The following is a 14,981-nucleotide window of genomic DNA, read 5'->3' on the forward strand; positions in this document are numbered from 1 at the left end:
CGATGTTCAAAGCCACCGACATCGTCGTCACCCGCTGGGGCGCGCGCTTCATGGGCCGCCGCTTTCCCTGCTCCATCGGCAAGGGCGGCATCTCGGACACCAAACGCGAAGGCGACGGCGCAAGCCCGCGTGGCAGTCACGCCCTTCCCGCACTCTATTATAGGGCCGACCGCATTCCCGCGCTGAACGGAGACAAGATTCACGTCGGCGATCTTTGGTGCGATGCAGGCGATCATCCCGCCTACAACCATCTCGTGCGCGCGCCGTTCAAACCCAGCCATGAGAAAATGCGGCGCGCGGATCGTCTTTATGATCTGGTGATCATCACCGATTGGAACTGGCCGAATGCCACACCGGGGAAAGGCTCCGCCATCTTCGTCCACCGCTGGCGCAAACCGCGTCACCCGACCGAGGGCTGCGTTGCCTTCCGCGCAGATCATCTGCGCTGGATCGCGGAACGCATCACGCCCGCGACACGATTGGTCATTCGCTAATCTAAGCGTTCAGGGGTCCGACGGAAGTCCGACAAAAGTCCGACGTTTTGCCGACACTGAAAATCGTCAGGAATAATCCCGTTCACCGAAGATCGCGGACCCGACCCGAACGTGAGTCGCGCCCTGTGCAATCGCGGTTTCGAAATCGCCGGACATGCCCATGGACAGGCCTGCAATCTGATTCCGGTCGGCGATTTTCTTCAAAAGCGCAAAATGCAGCGATGGCTCTTCCTCGGCGGGCGGAATGCACATCAGCCCCTCGACCGTGAGCGCCAGATCACGACACTCTTGTATAAAGGCATCGGCTTCCGCAGGCATCACCCCCGCCTTTTGCGGCTCCTCACCGGTGTTCACCTGAATGAAAAGACGCGGGCAATGGCCCAGTTCTTCGGCGAGGCGGGCAATGGTTTTCGCGAGTTTCGGACGATCCACCGTGTGAATCACATCGAACAATTCCATCGCCTGCCGCGCCTTGTTGGTCTGCAACGGTCCGATGAGATGCAGCTCGACACCGTCGAAGCGGTCCTTGAACGCGGGCCACTTGCCAGCGGCCTCCTGCACCTTGTTTTCCCCGAAAACCCGCTGCCCTTCTTCGAGCACCGCCTCGACGCGTTCATTGGGCTGAACCTTGGAAACGGCGATCAAAGTGACGCTTTCCGGCGCACGCCCGACACGTTTTGCTTCGGTTTCGACCCGATCCTTGATCTCGGCAAGCCCCATATCTGCCTCCTTAAACGGTGCAACCCACATTCCTTGGATTTCTTATGCCGCAGGGAGCATCCCATGCAACAGGTGTGTGGCTAAGTTGCATCATTTTTCAGAGAGCTATGCCCGCCACCTCGCGTTTTCTTGACCCAAAGCCCGCTTCGGCGCATTCCTCTGACCATGTGTCGGGTAAGCCGGCATGCCTGATATTCAAAATTCCACGAGGGAAAAAATGAAAAATATCCTTCTTTCTTCCGCAGCGATCGCCCTTCTTGCTGGCGCCGCTTCCGCTGAAGTGACCTGGTCCGGTGACGCAGAAATCGGCTACAACGACGACGCAGAAGGCGGCTTCTACTACGACGCTGGCCTCTACGTGAACCTGTCCCAAGAGCTGAACAACGGCTGGACCGCGTCCGCGAAACTCGACGTCGACCTCGAGTCCGGCGATGACGACACCTTCTCCATGGGCACCGTCGACTCCTCTGACTGGGTTCTCTCCCTGTCCAACGACATGTTCTCCCTGTCCTTCGGTGACGTCGACACCGCATACGCCTCCTTCAAAGGTGTGTCCGCTCTGTACGACAACGACCTGTTCGCTCCGGCCGACGCCGCTGACGACTACGAAGACTACCTCAGCAAGGACAACAACGCCACTGGCGGCATCCTGCTGTCCGCTGAGTACATGGGGCTTTCCGTCGCCGTGTCCTCCATCCTCGTTGACGAAGATTTCGCTAAAGCCGACGGCACTGTGATCGGTGGCTCCACCGGCGCAGGCGACAAAACCAACGGTGAACTGGAATACTCCCAGATCGCTCTCGCCTACGACTTCGGCATGTTCAACGCTGGCCTGCTCTACGCAGAAGACGTGCTTTACGATCTGTCCGGCCTCGAAGACCTCGGCCTCACCGCCGTTGGCGAAGAAGACATGGCCGTCCTGACCCTTGGCGCAACCTTCGGCGGTGCAGACTTCAACCTGTCCTACATGGACTACGATGAAGTTACCGGCGTTGGCATCGACGTGGCCTACCCGGTTGGCCCGGTGACCCTCGGCGCCTACTATGTGTCCTATGACTTCGACAACGCGACCGGCGTGACCGAAGATGACGCATACGGCGTGTCCGTGGATTACGCTGACGGCCCGATCACCGTTGCTGCCTACTACGAAGAAGTGCTCGGCGAAGAAGAGTATGCCATCGAAGGCTCTTACGACTTCGGCATGGGTCTCGTTGTGACCGCTGGCTACATCGACGGTGACGACGAAACCGACAACGACTTTGCCTCCTACATCGTGGCCGAATACGACCTCGGCGGCGGCGCGTCCTTCCTGGCCTCCTACGCTGATGCGACCAACTACGACGAATCCGGCGACCTCGACGACATCGACACCGGCATCGGTGGCTACGAGTTGAACTACGGCACCACGCTGGCTCTGTCCTTCGCCTTCTAATTCTTAGAAGTTCAGAAGAACAAAAGATTGGGCCGTCCTTCGGGGCGGCCCTTTTCTTTTCTCGCCCACTTCCCTGCACTTGGGGCCTTGTTCCTTGGCCCGGCGGGCGATACGGTTGCCGCGATGTCTTGAGAGGGAGCGCTTGATGTTTCGCCCAACCCATGTACTGGCCGCCTCTGTGGCCGCGATGCTGACGCTTTCGGGCTGTGGCGCATTCGATTCCGTCGGTTCTGTCGGCGACAGCTTCGGCTCCCTGCCGTTTTCCGGCGGCAAGAAAGAGACCGTAGTGACCACAGACGGCGCCACGCAGACCGTAGACACGAAATCCACCGGTCAGGTTGTCGAGATCCCGAACGGCGAGACCATCGTGATCGAGAGCCCGAAACGCCGAACCCTTTTTGGCGGCGGGCGCGGATCGGTGTCCGACTCGGTTCAGGTCAACAAATACATCTGGAACGCGGCGCTTGATGTGCTGTCCTTCCTGCCGGTGCAAGAGGCCGATCCTTTTACCGGCGTGATCATCACCGGTTATGGCACGCCGCCGGGTGGCGGGCGCGCCTATCGCGCGGTGATCCACGTGACGGACCCGGCGCTGGATGCCCGGACGTTGAACGTGTCGCTCTATACCAAGGGTGGTGCGGTCAGTCAGGACACCATTCAGGCCGTCGAGGACGCAATCCTCACCCGCGCACGCCAGTTGCGCACCGGCAAGTGACGCCGGGATAAACAAGCCCTCTGGACCCCGGAGAGCCAAGGATTTATGACCACGCCGGGCCTCCTGCCCGGCGTTTGTCTGAGACGAAGGATGTGAACATGAGCCGCTACGCGCCCAGCGAGATCGAACCGAAATGGCAGTCTGCCTGGAATGAGGCGGATGTGTTCCTCGCCAAGCGCGACGAGAGCAAGCCGAAGTACTACGTGCTTGAGATGTTCCCCTATCCCTCGGGCCGCATCCACATCGGTCACGTGCGCAACTACACCATGGGCGATGTGGTGGCGCGCTACAAATCCTCGACCGGGTTCAACGTGTTGCACCCAATGGGCTTTGACGCATTCGGCATGCCGGCGGAGAACGCCGCGATGGCCTCTGGAGGGCACCCGAAGACCTGGACCTATAACAACATCGACACGATGGTCGATCAGATGAAGCCTCTGGGGCTTTCGATTGACTGGACCCGAATGTTCGCAACCTGCGACACCGAGTATTACGGTCAACAGCAGGCAATGTTCCTCGACATGCTGGAAAAGGGTCTGGTCTATCGCAAGAACGCGACCGTGAACTGGGACCCGGTAGATATGACGGTTCTGGCCAACGAACAGGTGATTGATGGTTGTGGTTGGCGTTCTGGTGCGCCGGTGGAGCGCAAGGAACTGACGCAATGGTTCTTTAAGATCTCCGCCTATTCCGAAGACCTGTTGCAGGCCATCGACCATCTCGACAACTGGCCGGACAAGGTCAAAACGATGCAGAAGAACTGGATCGGCAAATCGCGCGGTCTTCAGTTCGCGTTCTCGCTCACGAACGCTCCCGCGCATCACGACCGAATCGAGGTTTACACCACGCGTCCCGATACGCTGATGGGCGCGTCCTTTGTAGGCATCTCCGCCGATCATCCGCTGGCCAAGGAACTGGCCGCCGAGAACCCGGAAATCGCCGCCTTCTGTGAGGAATGCCGCAAAGGCGGCACCACGGAAGAAGCGATTGAGAAGGCCGAAAAACTGGGCCTCAACACCGGTTTGACCGTACGCCATCCCTTCGACACGTCGTGGGAATTGCCGGTCTATATCGCCAACTTCATCCTGATGGATTACGGCACCGGCGCGATTTTCGGCTGCCCCGCGCATGACCAGCGCGACTTTGATTTCGCGACCAAATACGGCCTGCCGATCAACTATGTGTTTGCGCCGATTGAAGGCGAGTTGAACGAGGCCGAAGCCTTTGTTCCGACGAAATCCGAAACCGTGAAATACATTCGCGGTTTCGCGGGCGAGGAGCTTCAAACCGGCGAGCAGGGCGTGAACAGCGCTGTCGATTTCTGCGAAGCAAACGGTGTGGGCCACGGCGTGACCAAGTTCCGCCTGCGGGACTGGGGCCTGTCGCGTCAGCGCTATTGGGGCTGTCCCATCCCGGTGGTGCATTGCGAGGCTTGCGGCGTGGTTCCGGAGAAGAAAGAAAACCTGCCGATCGAGCTGCCGTTCGATGAAGATGGCAAGGCGATTGATTTCTCCATCCCCGGCAACCCGCTCGACCGTCACCCGTCCTGGCGCAACACGACCTGCCCGAAATGCGGTGGCGCAGCTCTGCGCGAGACCGACACGATGGACACTTTCGTGGACAGCTCTTGGTACTACGCGCGTTTCACCGCGCCCCATGCCACGACGCCGACCGTGAAAGAAGATGCGGAGTATTGGATGAACGTCGATCAGTATATCGGCGGCATCGAACACGCAATTCTGCACCTTCTCTATTCCCGTTTCTTCGCCCGCGCGATGAACGAGACCGGCCACCTGCCCGACAGCGCGCGCGAACCGTTCGATGCGCTCTTCACCCAAGGCATGGTGACCCACGCGATCTACAAGACCCAAGGTGCGGATGGCCGTCCGAAGTATCACTATCCGGAAGAGGTCGAACTGCGCGACGGCAAGGGTTTCCTGAAAGATGGCACGGAAGTCGAGATCGTCCCCTCCGCCAAGATGTCCAAGTCCAAGAACAACGTGGTGGACCCGGTCGAGATCATCAAGCAATTCGGCGCCGACACCGCGCGCTGGTTCGTGCTCTCCGATTCTCCGCCGGAGCGCGACGTGGAATGGACCGCCTCGGGCGCCGAAGCCGCCAGCAAACACCTAGGCCGCGTCTGGCGTCTGGCCGCCGAACTCGATGCCACGCCGGAGCAAGGCACGGGCGACGAGGAGCTTTTGCGCGCCACGCACAAGGCGATGTTCGAGGTCACTCAGGGCATCGAAAGCTTTGGCTTCAACGCCTCGATCGCCAAGCTCTATGGCTTCACCAACACGATCTCCAAGTCTCAGGCGAGTCGCGAGGCGAAACGCTTTGCGCTCAAGACCATGGCTCAGCTTATGTCCCCCATGACGCCGCACCTTGCGGAAGACATGTGGTCCATGCTGGGCGGTGAAGGGCTTGTCGCTCAGGCCGCCTGGCCAGTGCCGGATGAGGCGATGCTGGTCGAGGATACGGTGACACTGCCGATCCAGATCAATGGCAAACGCCGCGACGAAATCTCGGTTCCCAAGGATATGCCGAAGGAAGAGGTTGAAAAGCTGGTCTTGGAAAACGATGCTGTGAAAAAGGCGCTCGATGGCGGGTCGCCGAAGAAACTCATCGTTGTACCGGGCCGCATCGTCAATGTCGTCATTTGATCGCAGAACCTTCCTGATCTCGCTCGCAGCCCTCACGGGCTGCGGCTTTTCCCCGGCTTACGGGCCGGGGGGCGCAGGCGCTGCGCTCCGTGGCAAAGTCGACATCGACGCGCCGTGGGATCGCGAAAGCTACAACCTGAACAAACGGCTGACCGAGCAATTCGGCCCCTCGGAAATGCCGCTTTACCGGCTCACCTATAAAATCTCGACCTCCGAGTCGCAGGTTGGCATCACCCGTGATCAGGAAATCCTGCGCTATCATGTCGAAGGTCAGGTCAACTATACGCTTTTGAACATCGCAACCGGCCAGCCCCTCATCGCGCGCTTCGTTTCCAGCTTCACCAGCTACTCCGCCACCGGCTCGTCAGTCGACACGCTGACCGCCTCGCGCGACGCCTATGCCCGGCTCATGGTGATCCTCGCCGATCAGATGGTCAGCCAGATCATCACCCTTGCAACGCCCACTCCCGCCGAATGAAACTCGCCGCCCGAGATGCCCTGTCCTATTTCGCCAAACCCGACCCGGGCAAAGCGGGGGTGCTGCTCTATGGCCCCGACGCCATGCGGATCGCGCTGCGCCGCCAAGAGGTGATCGAGGGGCTGATCGGCAAGCAGGGCGAAGAGGAAATGCGACTGACCCGGATCGCCGGGGGCGAGTTGCGCAAGGACAAGACGCTTCTGCTCGATGCCATCAAAGAACAGGGGTTTTTCCCCGGTCCGCGCGTCGCATTTGTCGAAGACGCCACCGATCAGGTCAGCGACACGGTGAAGGACGCGCTGTTCGACTGGCGCGAGGGCGATGCCCAGATCGTCGTCACCGCCGGTCAGCTCAAGGCCACCTCGAAACTGCGCAAGCTGTTCGAAGGCCACCCAAGCGCCTACGCCATCGCGATCTATGCCGACCCGCCTTCGCGTGCGGAGATCGAGGCGACCCTCGGCAAGGCCGGGGTTGGCAACATTTCGCGTGAGGCGATGACAGACATTGAGGCCCTCGCCCGCATTCTCGATCCCGGCGATTTTCGCCAGACTCTTGAGAAACTCGCGCTCTACAAGATCGGCGACCCAAGCCCTGTGACCAGCGAGGATGTCCAGAACTGCGCGCCTGCGACCACAGAGGCCGAGGTGGACGATGTGCTGAACGTGGTGGCCGAAGGGCGGGCGAACGAGCTTGGCCCGCTGATGGTCAAGATCGCGGGCCAGGGGATCGACCCGGTGGCGCTGTCGATCTTTACCATGCGGCATTTCCGCAGCCTCCATGCCGCTGCCTCGCATCCGAATGGAGCCTCCGCCGGTATCGCCGCAGCCCGTCCGCCGATCTTCGGGCCGCGGCGCGACCGGATGACCCGGCAGGCGTCGAACTGGGGCATGTACAAACTCGAAACCGCGCTCGGCATTCTGACCGACACGGACCTGACCCTGCGTTCGGCCTCGCGTGCCCCAACCATGGCGGTAATGGAGCGGGCGCTCATTCGGCTTGCCATGTTGGCGCAACGGCGCTGAGCGCAAACGCAGTTTGAACGGCGGCAAAAACATCCCAGATTGGAACAAAAGGAGCCGCACATGATCCCCTATTCCCTTCTCGATCTTTCCCCCGTCCCCGAAGGCGTTTCCACCGCACAGGCGCTGAAGAACTCCGTCGATCTGGCGCAACATGCCGAGGACTGGGGGTATAATCGCTACTGGCTGGCCGAGCATCACAACATGCCGGGGATCGCTTCGGCAGCGACCGCCGTGGTGATCGGGCATATCGGGGCGCATACGACACGGATGCGGATCGGTGCGGGCGGGATCATGTTGCCGAACCACGCGCCTTTGCAGGTGGCCGAAGCCTTCGGCACCCTGCGCGAGCTTTACGGAGATCGGATCGACCTCGGCGTCGGGCGCGCCCCCGGGACGGATATGCCGACGGCGCGCGCGCTCCGGCGCAACCTCATGCCGGGTCACGCCAATGGCGAAACCTTCCCACAAGATGTGCAGGAGCTGATGGCCTATCTCGGCGACATGCCCGAGGACGCCCCTGTGCGCGCCTTTCCCGGCACGGGCACCCATGTGCCGGTCTGGATGCTGGGCTCCTCGACCTATGGTGCGGAACTGGCGGCACTTCTGGGCCTGCCCTATGCGTTTGCCTCGCATTTCGCCCCCGCCGCTCTGGATCATGCGGTGAAGATCTATCGCGATCTCTTCCGCCCCTCCGAATATCTCGACAAGCCCTATTTTATGCTCGCCACCAATGTGTTTGCCGCAGAAACCGTCGAGGAAGCGGTCTATCTGCGCTCGTCCATGATGCAAACCTTCGCCAATCTGCGCATGGGCAGACCCGGCAAACTGCCGCGCCCGGTCGAGGATATTGCCTCCGTCGTGCCCGCCCGGTTCCTGCCCTCGCTCGATGCGATTTTTGCGGTTTCCGCCACCGGCACGAAGGAAATGGTCAAAGACAAGATCGGCGCGCTGATCGACCGCTACCAGCCGCAGGAAGTGATCTTTGCCGCCAACATTCACGACGCTCAAAAACGGCTGCGTTCTTTCGAGATCGCCTCCGAGGTCATGAAAGGCGTGTAAGTGCACCCTGCCCGGCCAGACGCCCGGTCGCGAGACAGGCGGTCAAAAGATAGCCGCCTGTCGGGGCATCCCAATCGAGCATCTCTCCGGCAAAGAACAAACCCGGTCTTGTGCTGGATTCGAGCCTTTCTGACAGGCTTTCAAAGCGTACGCCACCGGCGGTCGAGATGGCCTCGTCCATCGGGCGCAGCCGGGCATCAGGGATCTCGAGCGCCTTCAGCGCACTCACAAGATCAGCGGGCTGTGGTCCCGCCACCTCCATCACAAGCGCGATTTTTTCCGGTGAGAGACGCAGCGCACGTTTGAGAAAATTCGTCAGGGTTTCTTTCTGTTTTCGCTGGATTAGGGTCTGTTTTAATTTCTCATTCCCCCAATCCGGCAAAAGATCGAGCAGCAATGGCGCCCCCTCGCGCAACCCGCGCGTCACCGCATAAACGCCGCCGCCTTCAAGACCGCGTTTTGAAATCACGAATTCCCCACGGCTTTCATATCGCCCCGCAGTCAGCTTTACCCCCTTAACGGGCTTACCGAAATGACGCGCCATGTAAGGCGTCCATTCAAGCAAAAGCCCGACATTCGAAGGCGAGAAAGGCGCAATTTCGGCATAGGGAGACACCATGTCGACCCAAGCTCCATTCGAGCCTAATCTGGCCCAACTTGCGCCGCCAAGGGCGAGAATGACGGTTTTGGCATGAACGGAAACGCCCCCCTGCGGCGTCTCGAACTCCACGGCATCCCCTAGGCTCACCATGCGCCAGTTGCGCTTCAAAGAAACGCCCTGCGCCTCCAAGCGTGTAAGCCAGGCCCGCAACAAAGGGGACGCTTTCATCGTCTTGGGAAACACCCGGCCAGACGAACCGGTAAACATCTCTTGGCCGAGCCCCTCGGCCCAAGCGGTCGCCTCTTGCGGACCAAACGCCTCAAGCGCGGCGCAAAGGCTCGGATGCAGCGGCGCATAAGCGTTCAGGAAAGGCACCATCGGCTCGTTCTTGGTCAGGTTGAGGCCCGACTTCCCGGCCATAAGAAATTTGCGCGCGGGCGAGGGTTTCGCCTCCGCCACCATGACGGAATGCCCGGCGGCAGAGATCACCTCCGCCGCCATAAGACCGGCAGGCCCCGCGCCGACGACCAGAGCGTCGACCTGTTCTGTCGCCCGGGTCACTGGCGGATCAGCGCTTTGATTTTTGCGATGTGATCGGGGGAGGCGGCCAGCGGAGCCTCTGACAGGTCAGCGATGGCGGCTCCTTGATCGGCGGCGGGCACCAGACGGTCCACCAAGCCCCAGGACAGGGCTTCATCGGCGGTGATCTTTTGCCCCGCCATCAGAATCATCTTGGCCCGTGCCGGTCCGATCAGCGTCACCATGCGTTTCGGGTCCGACGGCTGTGGCAGGAAACCGAGCTTCATCACTGGGTAAAAGAATTTGGCTCCCGGATCGGCGAGTCTGAAATCACAGGCCAAGGCCATACCAAAGGCCCCGCCCGCCAAGGTGCCATTAAGCGCCGCAATCGTAAGACAAGGCAAACCGGCAATCGCCCCGGACAGGTCCTCCCACAACGGAGACGTGGCAAGCCCCGCCCGCGCCTCGTCGAGGTCGGCGCCTGCGGAAAACACCTTGCCAGCCCCCGTGAGCACGAACACCTTCGCCGCGCTTCGTGCCTCCTGCGCGATCCCGATCAGATCGGACAACATGGCAGAGGTCAGGGAATTGGCCTTTTCAGGCCGGTTCAGGGTCACAGTCCAAAGCGCGCCGTCACGGGTCAGGTCTATCATGCGATCAATCCAAGTTGGCGGCGGAACGCTTCGTCCCGCAGTTGTAATTCCTCGCCCAAATGCGCGTCGGCCTCAGCCCCGCACATCCACAAAAGCGCGCGCGCTGGCCAGTCCGGCGGAATGTGATCGGACCAGTCGAGTTTGCTCACGGGATTTATGCCGGAGGCCTTGATCTCCCGCTGCATCTGGGTCGCAACCGTGCCCGGAGACAGCCCCATGGCGCGAATGCCATGGTCGCGCTCTTCGAGATCCAGCATCGCGGTCAACATCGCCGCCCCGGCTTTCGAGCTGCAATAAGCGCTCCAACCCTCGATTGGCCGATGCCCAGCCCCGGAAGAAACTGTCAGGACAGTGCCGCCGCCCCGCGCCACCATCTCCGGCACGATCCGACGCATGGCGTAGAACACACCTTTGACATTGATGTCGATGAGGCGCGACCAATCGTCCGGATCAACCTCGGCGAGCGCGCCGATCGGGTCGATCACACCGGCGTTGTTGACCAGAATGTCGATCGGGCCGAGATGCTCCTCGACCTTTGTCACCGCCTGATCGAGTTCGGCGAAGGAGGAAATATCGCAAGGCACGGCCAAGGCCTTTGGCCCGAGTTCTCCAGAAATCCGTGCAATATCGGTAGCACTGCGCGCGATCAGCGCGACGTTCGCCCCTTCGGCGGCAAAGAGCCGTGCGGTCGCCTCACCGATCCCCCGGCTTGCCCCGGTGATCAAAGCGGTCTTCCCCATCAGTTGCGACATGATCCAACCTCCCTCGTTTCAGGGGAGTTTATGCCGTGAACTCACCGGGTTCCAGTCTTGACCCCTCAGGCAAAGCAGGAAACTGTGGGCGCAACTGTTTGAGGAGATTTATCATGCGTTCCATGTTCTGGGCCTCCGCGCTCGCCACGACTTGCCTCACCGCAAGTCCTGTTTTTGCCGATGTCACACCTGAGGAGGTCTGGGCGTCTTATCAGGACATGATGACCAGCATGGGCATGACCCCCACAGCCGAAGTGAGCCGTGACGGCGACACTCTTGTCGTGCGCAACATGGTCTACAGCATGAACATCGACATGGGCGAGGCCTCGGTCTCGGACACCACCACCGTACCCGAAATCCGGTTCCAGGAACGTCGCCGCGGCACGGTCGCCATGTGGTTCCCCGAACCGCTGACTTCGGTCATGACCGCACCGACCGAGCCCGGCACGGAGGAAGGCGACACCGTCGAGACCCGCTCCACCGTGACCTATATCGGCGAGGCCATCGTGTCCGGCTCCCCCGACGATATGCTCTACACCCTAGAGGATGCCGCGATGACGATGTCCTCCGAACCGGTGGTGGTCGATGGCATGACGGTCCAGCCCGGGGTGACCGGAAAATTCGCTGGCATTTCCGGCACTTCCACCGTGGTCCGCAAGGGCGACAGTCTGTCCTCCGACATGGACCTGACGGCCGCAACGCTGACCTATGACGTGGACCAGATCGACGACGGCGAAGGCAGCACCATAGATATGGGCCTGATCGGCAATACGCTTGCGATCAAGGGCTCGATCCTTCTGCCCCAGGCGAGCAGTGACAACATGATCGCGACTTTGCTCGGCCAAAGCACCATGGATGTCGCCATGACGATGACGGACAGCTCCTCCTTCGTGAAAATCACCGGGGAGGAACCGTCTTCGAACATGGACATCCGGGCCGCGACCGGCGCGTCCAATCTGGACGTCACGCTCAAAGGCGGCTCGATCGGCTATGATGTCGCGGTTGGCGATCTCGATGTCACCGTCGCCGGTGCGCAAATCCCCGGTGGGCAGGTCGCCGTCTCCTTGGCAGAATATTCCGTAGCGTTGCTGTTCCCGCTGGCCGCCTCCGAAGAGGACCAGCCATTCAGCGCCAAGATCGGGTTCAAGGACCTCGTCCTGCCGGAGATCGCCTGGATGATCGCCGATCCGACCGGCCAGCTTCCGCACGATCCGGCAAACCTGCGCCTGGCCTTCGAGGGCACCCTGAACAGCGACGTCGACCTGTTCGATTTCGAGACCCTGATGGCGCTCGAGGAAGAGGGCGTCGAAGAGATGCCCTTCGAGGTGAAAAACCTTGCCCTGCCGGAAATTTACCTCGCACTTGCCGGTGCGAGCGTGGCGGGGAATGGTGCGGGGCATTTCCTCGATCAGGAGCCTCAGATGCCCGGCGGCATGCCGCCCTTTGCCGGCAAGCTGAACCTGACGCTGAACGGCGTAACCGATCTGATCACCAAGCTCTCCTCCACCGGCATCCTGCCGCCGGACACCGCCATGTCGGCGCAGATGATGCTTGGCCTGTTTGCCCGTCCGGGTGCAACACCGGGTGAGTTGGTGTCCGAGATCGAGATGACCGAAGACGGTGCAATCATCGCCAACGGCCAGCCGCTGCCGTTCTGAGACACCAGAAAGACGGCGGGCCGCTTGCGTGACGCGCGCAAGCGGCCTAATTGCATCTAAGAGATGGAAAGCGCGAACAATGGAGGCACGCCATGGCAGGAGATCTTTCGGAACTGACCCGGGCGCTTCTTGAAGCCGCGAAAAAGGCCGGGGCCGAGGCCGCCGATGCTCTGGCGATTGACGGCACCTCGCTGTCCATTGGCGTGCGTCAGGGCGCACTCGAGCAGGCGGAGCGCTCCGAGGGCGTCGACATCGGTCTGCGGGTGTTGATCGGGCGGCGTCAGGCCTGTGTCTCTGCCTCCGACACCCGGCCCGAAACGCTTGCCACCATGGCCGAGCGCGCGGTGACCATGGCGCGTCTGGCGCCCGAGGACCCGACCGCCGGGCTTGCCGATCCGTCGCAAATCACCGATCTGACCGACATCTCCGCGCTCGAAATGTTCGATCCTTCCGACGAACCTTCTCCCGAAGCTTTGAAAGACGATGCTCTGCGCGCCGAAGCTGCGGCATTGGCGCAGAGCGGGATCACCAAGGTGGAAAGCTCCGCCGCCTATGGCAAACGTCGCATCCATCTCGCGGCAACCAACGGGTTCTCGGGAGGCTACACCCGCACCGACCGGATGATCTCGACCGTCGCCATTGCAGGCGAAGGCACCGGGATGGAACGCGATTACTATGGCGACAGCCGGATTTTCGGAGCGGATCTGCTCTCGCCCGAAGAGATCGGGCGTCTCGCCGCCGAACGCACTCTTGCACGTATCGGCGCGAAGAAACCCAAGACCGGCACCTATCCGGTTTTGTTCGACGAACGGATTTCCGCATCGCTCGTGGGCCATCTTCTGGCCGCGATCAACGGCACTGCGATTGCCCGCGGCGCAAGCTGGCTGCGCGATGAGATGGGGACGGATGTGCTGCCCAAGGGACTATCCCTGATCGAAGATCCGCACCGCCCGCGCACCTCCGGATCGAAGCTTTTCGACGCCGAGGGGCTTGCGACCTCGAAACGCGCCTTAGTGCAAGATGGCGTCTTGCAGAGCTGGGTTCTGGACCTTGCCTCAGCGCGCAAACTCGGGCTTGAGAGCACGGCAAATGCGGCGCGGGGCGTATCGTCCCCGCCGTCGCCCTCTTCGGGGAATGTGGCTCTGACGCAAGGCGACAAAAGCCGCGAAGAGTTGCTCCACGACATGGGCACCGGGCTTTTGGTCACCGGCATGATCGGCGCGTCGATCAACCCGACCACCGGCGATTATTCGCGGGGGGCGAGCGGGTTCTGGGTCGAAAACGGCGAGATCGCCTATCCAGTCAACGAATGCACTATCGCGGGCAATCTGCGCGAGATGCTGATGACGCTGGTCCCCGCCAATGACGCGCGTCTGCATTTGAGCCGTGTCGTGCCTTCGTTGGTGGTCGAAGGCATGACACTTGCCGGAGATTGACACCGTGACAGACGATCTGGAGCTGCTGATCGAGGCCGCGCGCAACGCGGGTGAGATCGCCAGCCCCTATTGGCAGGCGGACCCGCAGGTCTGGGACAAAGGCGGCGGGCAAGGCCCGGTGACCGAGGCCGATCTGGCCGTGGACCGGATGCTGCACGAATATCTGCTGTCGGAACGCCCGGACTATGGCTGGCTGTCGGAAGAAACCGTCGACACCACGTCAGAACGGCTTGGTCGCAAGCGCGTGTTCATCGTCGATCCGATCGACGGCACGCGCAGCTTTATCCATGGCGACCGCAACTGGGCGCATTCTCTGGCCATTGCCGAAGAGGGCGAGGTGATCGCAGCTGTTGTCTACCTGCCGCTGCGGGACCGGTTGTTTCATGCCGTCAAAGGCGAAGGGGCCTATCTCAATGACGCCCCGATGATGGCCGGCACACGCTGCGATCTCGACGGGGCCACGGTTCTTGCACCGCGTCAGCATTTGGAGGACGAACATTGGCGCGGTGGCACCCCGAAATTCATTCATAAATATCGCCCCTCGCTCGCCTACCGCCTGACGCTTGTGGCGCAGGGTCGCTATGACGCGATGTTCACCTTTCGCAAAACATGGGAATGGGACGTGGCGGCCGGCACTCTGATCCTGTCGGAAGCCGGGGGCCAGGTCACAGACCTGCTCGGTCAACGCCCCGTGTTCAACCAACCCGTGCCGCAGCTCGACGGCATGGTGGCGGGATGCCCGCAATTGGCGCAGGCGATCCTCGCACGCCTCAAATAGC

General features: G+C 61.4%; 14 protein-coding genes. 10 read left to right on the forward strand and 4 right to left on the reverse strand.

All coding sequences use genetic code 11. The features are described 5' to 3' along the window. Positions 1–2 precede the first annotated feature (2 nt). A complete protein-coding gene (locus V1475_RS03010) occupies positions 3–494 on the forward strand; it encodes a L,D-transpeptidase family protein (RefSeq protein ID WP_434290957.1) in 492 nt (163 codons plus the stop codon). A gap of 66 nt (positions 495–560) precedes the next feature. Here V1475_RS03010 and V1475_RS03015 read toward each other — a convergent pair whose 3' ends face one another. Then, positions 561–1,214 (reverse strand): YggS family pyridoxal phosphate-dependent enzyme, encoded by a 654-nt coding sequence (locus V1475_RS03015; protein ID WP_479411564.1) that lies wholly within the window; start codon positions 1,212–1,214, stop codon positions 561–563. Between the two features lie 217 nt (positions 1,215–1,431). Between V1475_RS03015 and V1475_RS03020 the strand changes: the two genes are divergently transcribed. The 6 genes from V1475_RS03020 (at position 1,432) to V1475_RS03045 (ending at position 8,583) form a co-directional block, all read left to right on the forward strand. After that, a complete protein-coding gene (locus V1475_RS03020) occupies positions 1,432–2,646 on the forward strand; it encodes a porin (protein ID WP_479411565.1) in 1,215 nt (404 codons plus the stop codon). A gap of 145 nt (positions 2,647–2,791) precedes the next feature. Continuing rightward, positions 2,792–3,361: a DUF3576 domain-containing protein gene (locus tag V1475_RS03025; RefSeq protein WP_479411566.1), complete on the forward strand. Its 570-nt coding sequence runs from the start codon at positions 2,792–2,794 to the stop codon at positions 3,359–3,361. A gap of 98 nt (positions 3,362–3,459) precedes the next feature. Next, positions 3,460–6,024 carry a leucine--tRNA ligase gene (gene leuS, locus V1475_RS03030; protein ID WP_479411567.1) on the forward strand — a complete coding sequence of 855 codons (2,565 nt, stop codon included), beginning with the start codon at positions 3,460–3,462 and terminating at the stop codon, positions 6,022–6,024. Further along, positions 6,011–6,502: an LPS assembly lipoprotein LptE gene (lptE, locus tag V1475_RS03035; protein WP_479411568.1), complete on the forward strand. Its 492-nt coding sequence runs from the start codon at positions 6,011–6,013 to the stop codon at positions 6,500–6,502. The genes leuS and lptE overlap by 14 nt, the downstream gene beginning before the upstream one ends. Next, the gene (gene holA / locus V1475_RS03040) at positions 6,499–7,524 is read left to right on the forward strand and encodes a DNA polymerase III subunit delta (protein WP_479411569.1); all 1,026 of its coding nucleotides are present in this window, start codon (positions 6,499–6,501) and stop codon (positions 7,522–7,524) included. Before lptE ends, holA begins: the two co-directional genes overlap by 4 nt. 60 nt (positions 7,525–7,584) lie before the next feature. Continuing rightward, positions 7,585–8,583 carry an LLM class flavin-dependent oxidoreductase gene (locus tag V1475_RS03045; protein WP_479411570.1) on the forward strand — a complete coding sequence of 333 codons (999 nt, stop codon included), beginning with the start codon at positions 7,585–7,587 and terminating at the stop codon, positions 8,581–8,583. On the opposite strand, the gene V1475_RS03050 is transcribed toward V1475_RS03045, so the two are convergent. From V1475_RS03050 to V1475_RS03060, 3 genes are read right to left on the reverse strand one after another with little or no spacing between them, the layout of a single operon-like run. Further along, on the reverse strand, positions 8,567–9,745 hold the full coding sequence (locus V1475_RS03050; RefSeq protein ID WP_479411571.1) for a TIGR03862 family flavoprotein: 1,179 nt from the start codon (positions 9,743–9,745) through the stop codon (positions 8,567–8,569). The two genes, V1475_RS03045 and V1475_RS03050, sit on opposite strands and share 17 nt — an antisense overlap. Beyond that, positions 9,742–10,356 carry an enoyl-CoA hydratase/isomerase family protein gene (locus V1475_RS03055; RefSeq protein WP_479411572.1) on the reverse strand — a complete coding sequence of 205 codons (615 nt, stop codon included), beginning with the start codon at positions 10,354–10,356 and terminating at the stop codon, positions 9,742–9,744. Before V1475_RS03055 ends, V1475_RS03050 begins: the two co-directional genes overlap by 4 nt. Further along, on the reverse strand, positions 10,353–11,108 hold the full coding sequence (locus V1475_RS03060) for an SDR family oxidoreductase (RefSeq protein WP_479411573.1): 756 nt from the start codon (positions 11,106–11,108) through the stop codon (positions 10,353–10,355). The genes V1475_RS03055 and V1475_RS03060 overlap by 4 nt, the downstream gene beginning before the upstream one ends. Before the next feature lie 113 nt (positions 11,109–11,221). Between V1475_RS03060 and V1475_RS03065 the strand changes: the two genes are divergently transcribed. The 3 genes from V1475_RS03065 (at position 11,222) to V1475_RS03075 (ending at position 14,980) form a co-directional block, all read left to right on the forward strand. After that, complete coding sequence (locus V1475_RS03065; protein ID WP_479411574.1) at positions 11,222–12,766, forward strand: hypothetical protein; 1,545 nt, start codon at positions 11,222–11,224, stop codon at positions 12,764–12,766. A gap of 92 nt (positions 12,767–12,858) precedes the next feature. Further along, positions 12,859–14,202, forward strand: coding sequence for a TldD/PmbA family protein (locus tag V1475_RS03070; RefSeq protein ID WP_479411575.1), 1,344 nt, complete (start codon positions 12,859–12,861; stop codon positions 14,200–14,202). Next, entirely contained in the window at positions 14,189–14,980 is a 792-nt protein-coding gene (locus V1475_RS03075; RefSeq protein ID WP_434289939.1) for a 3'(2'),5'-bisphosphate nucleotidase CysQ, read from the forward strand. The genes V1475_RS03070 and V1475_RS03075 overlap by 14 nt, the downstream gene beginning before the upstream one ends. Position 14,981 lies beyond the last annotated feature (1 nt).

The sequence above is a fragment of the Celeribacter sp. SCSIO 80838 genome, from assembly GCF_056498065.1.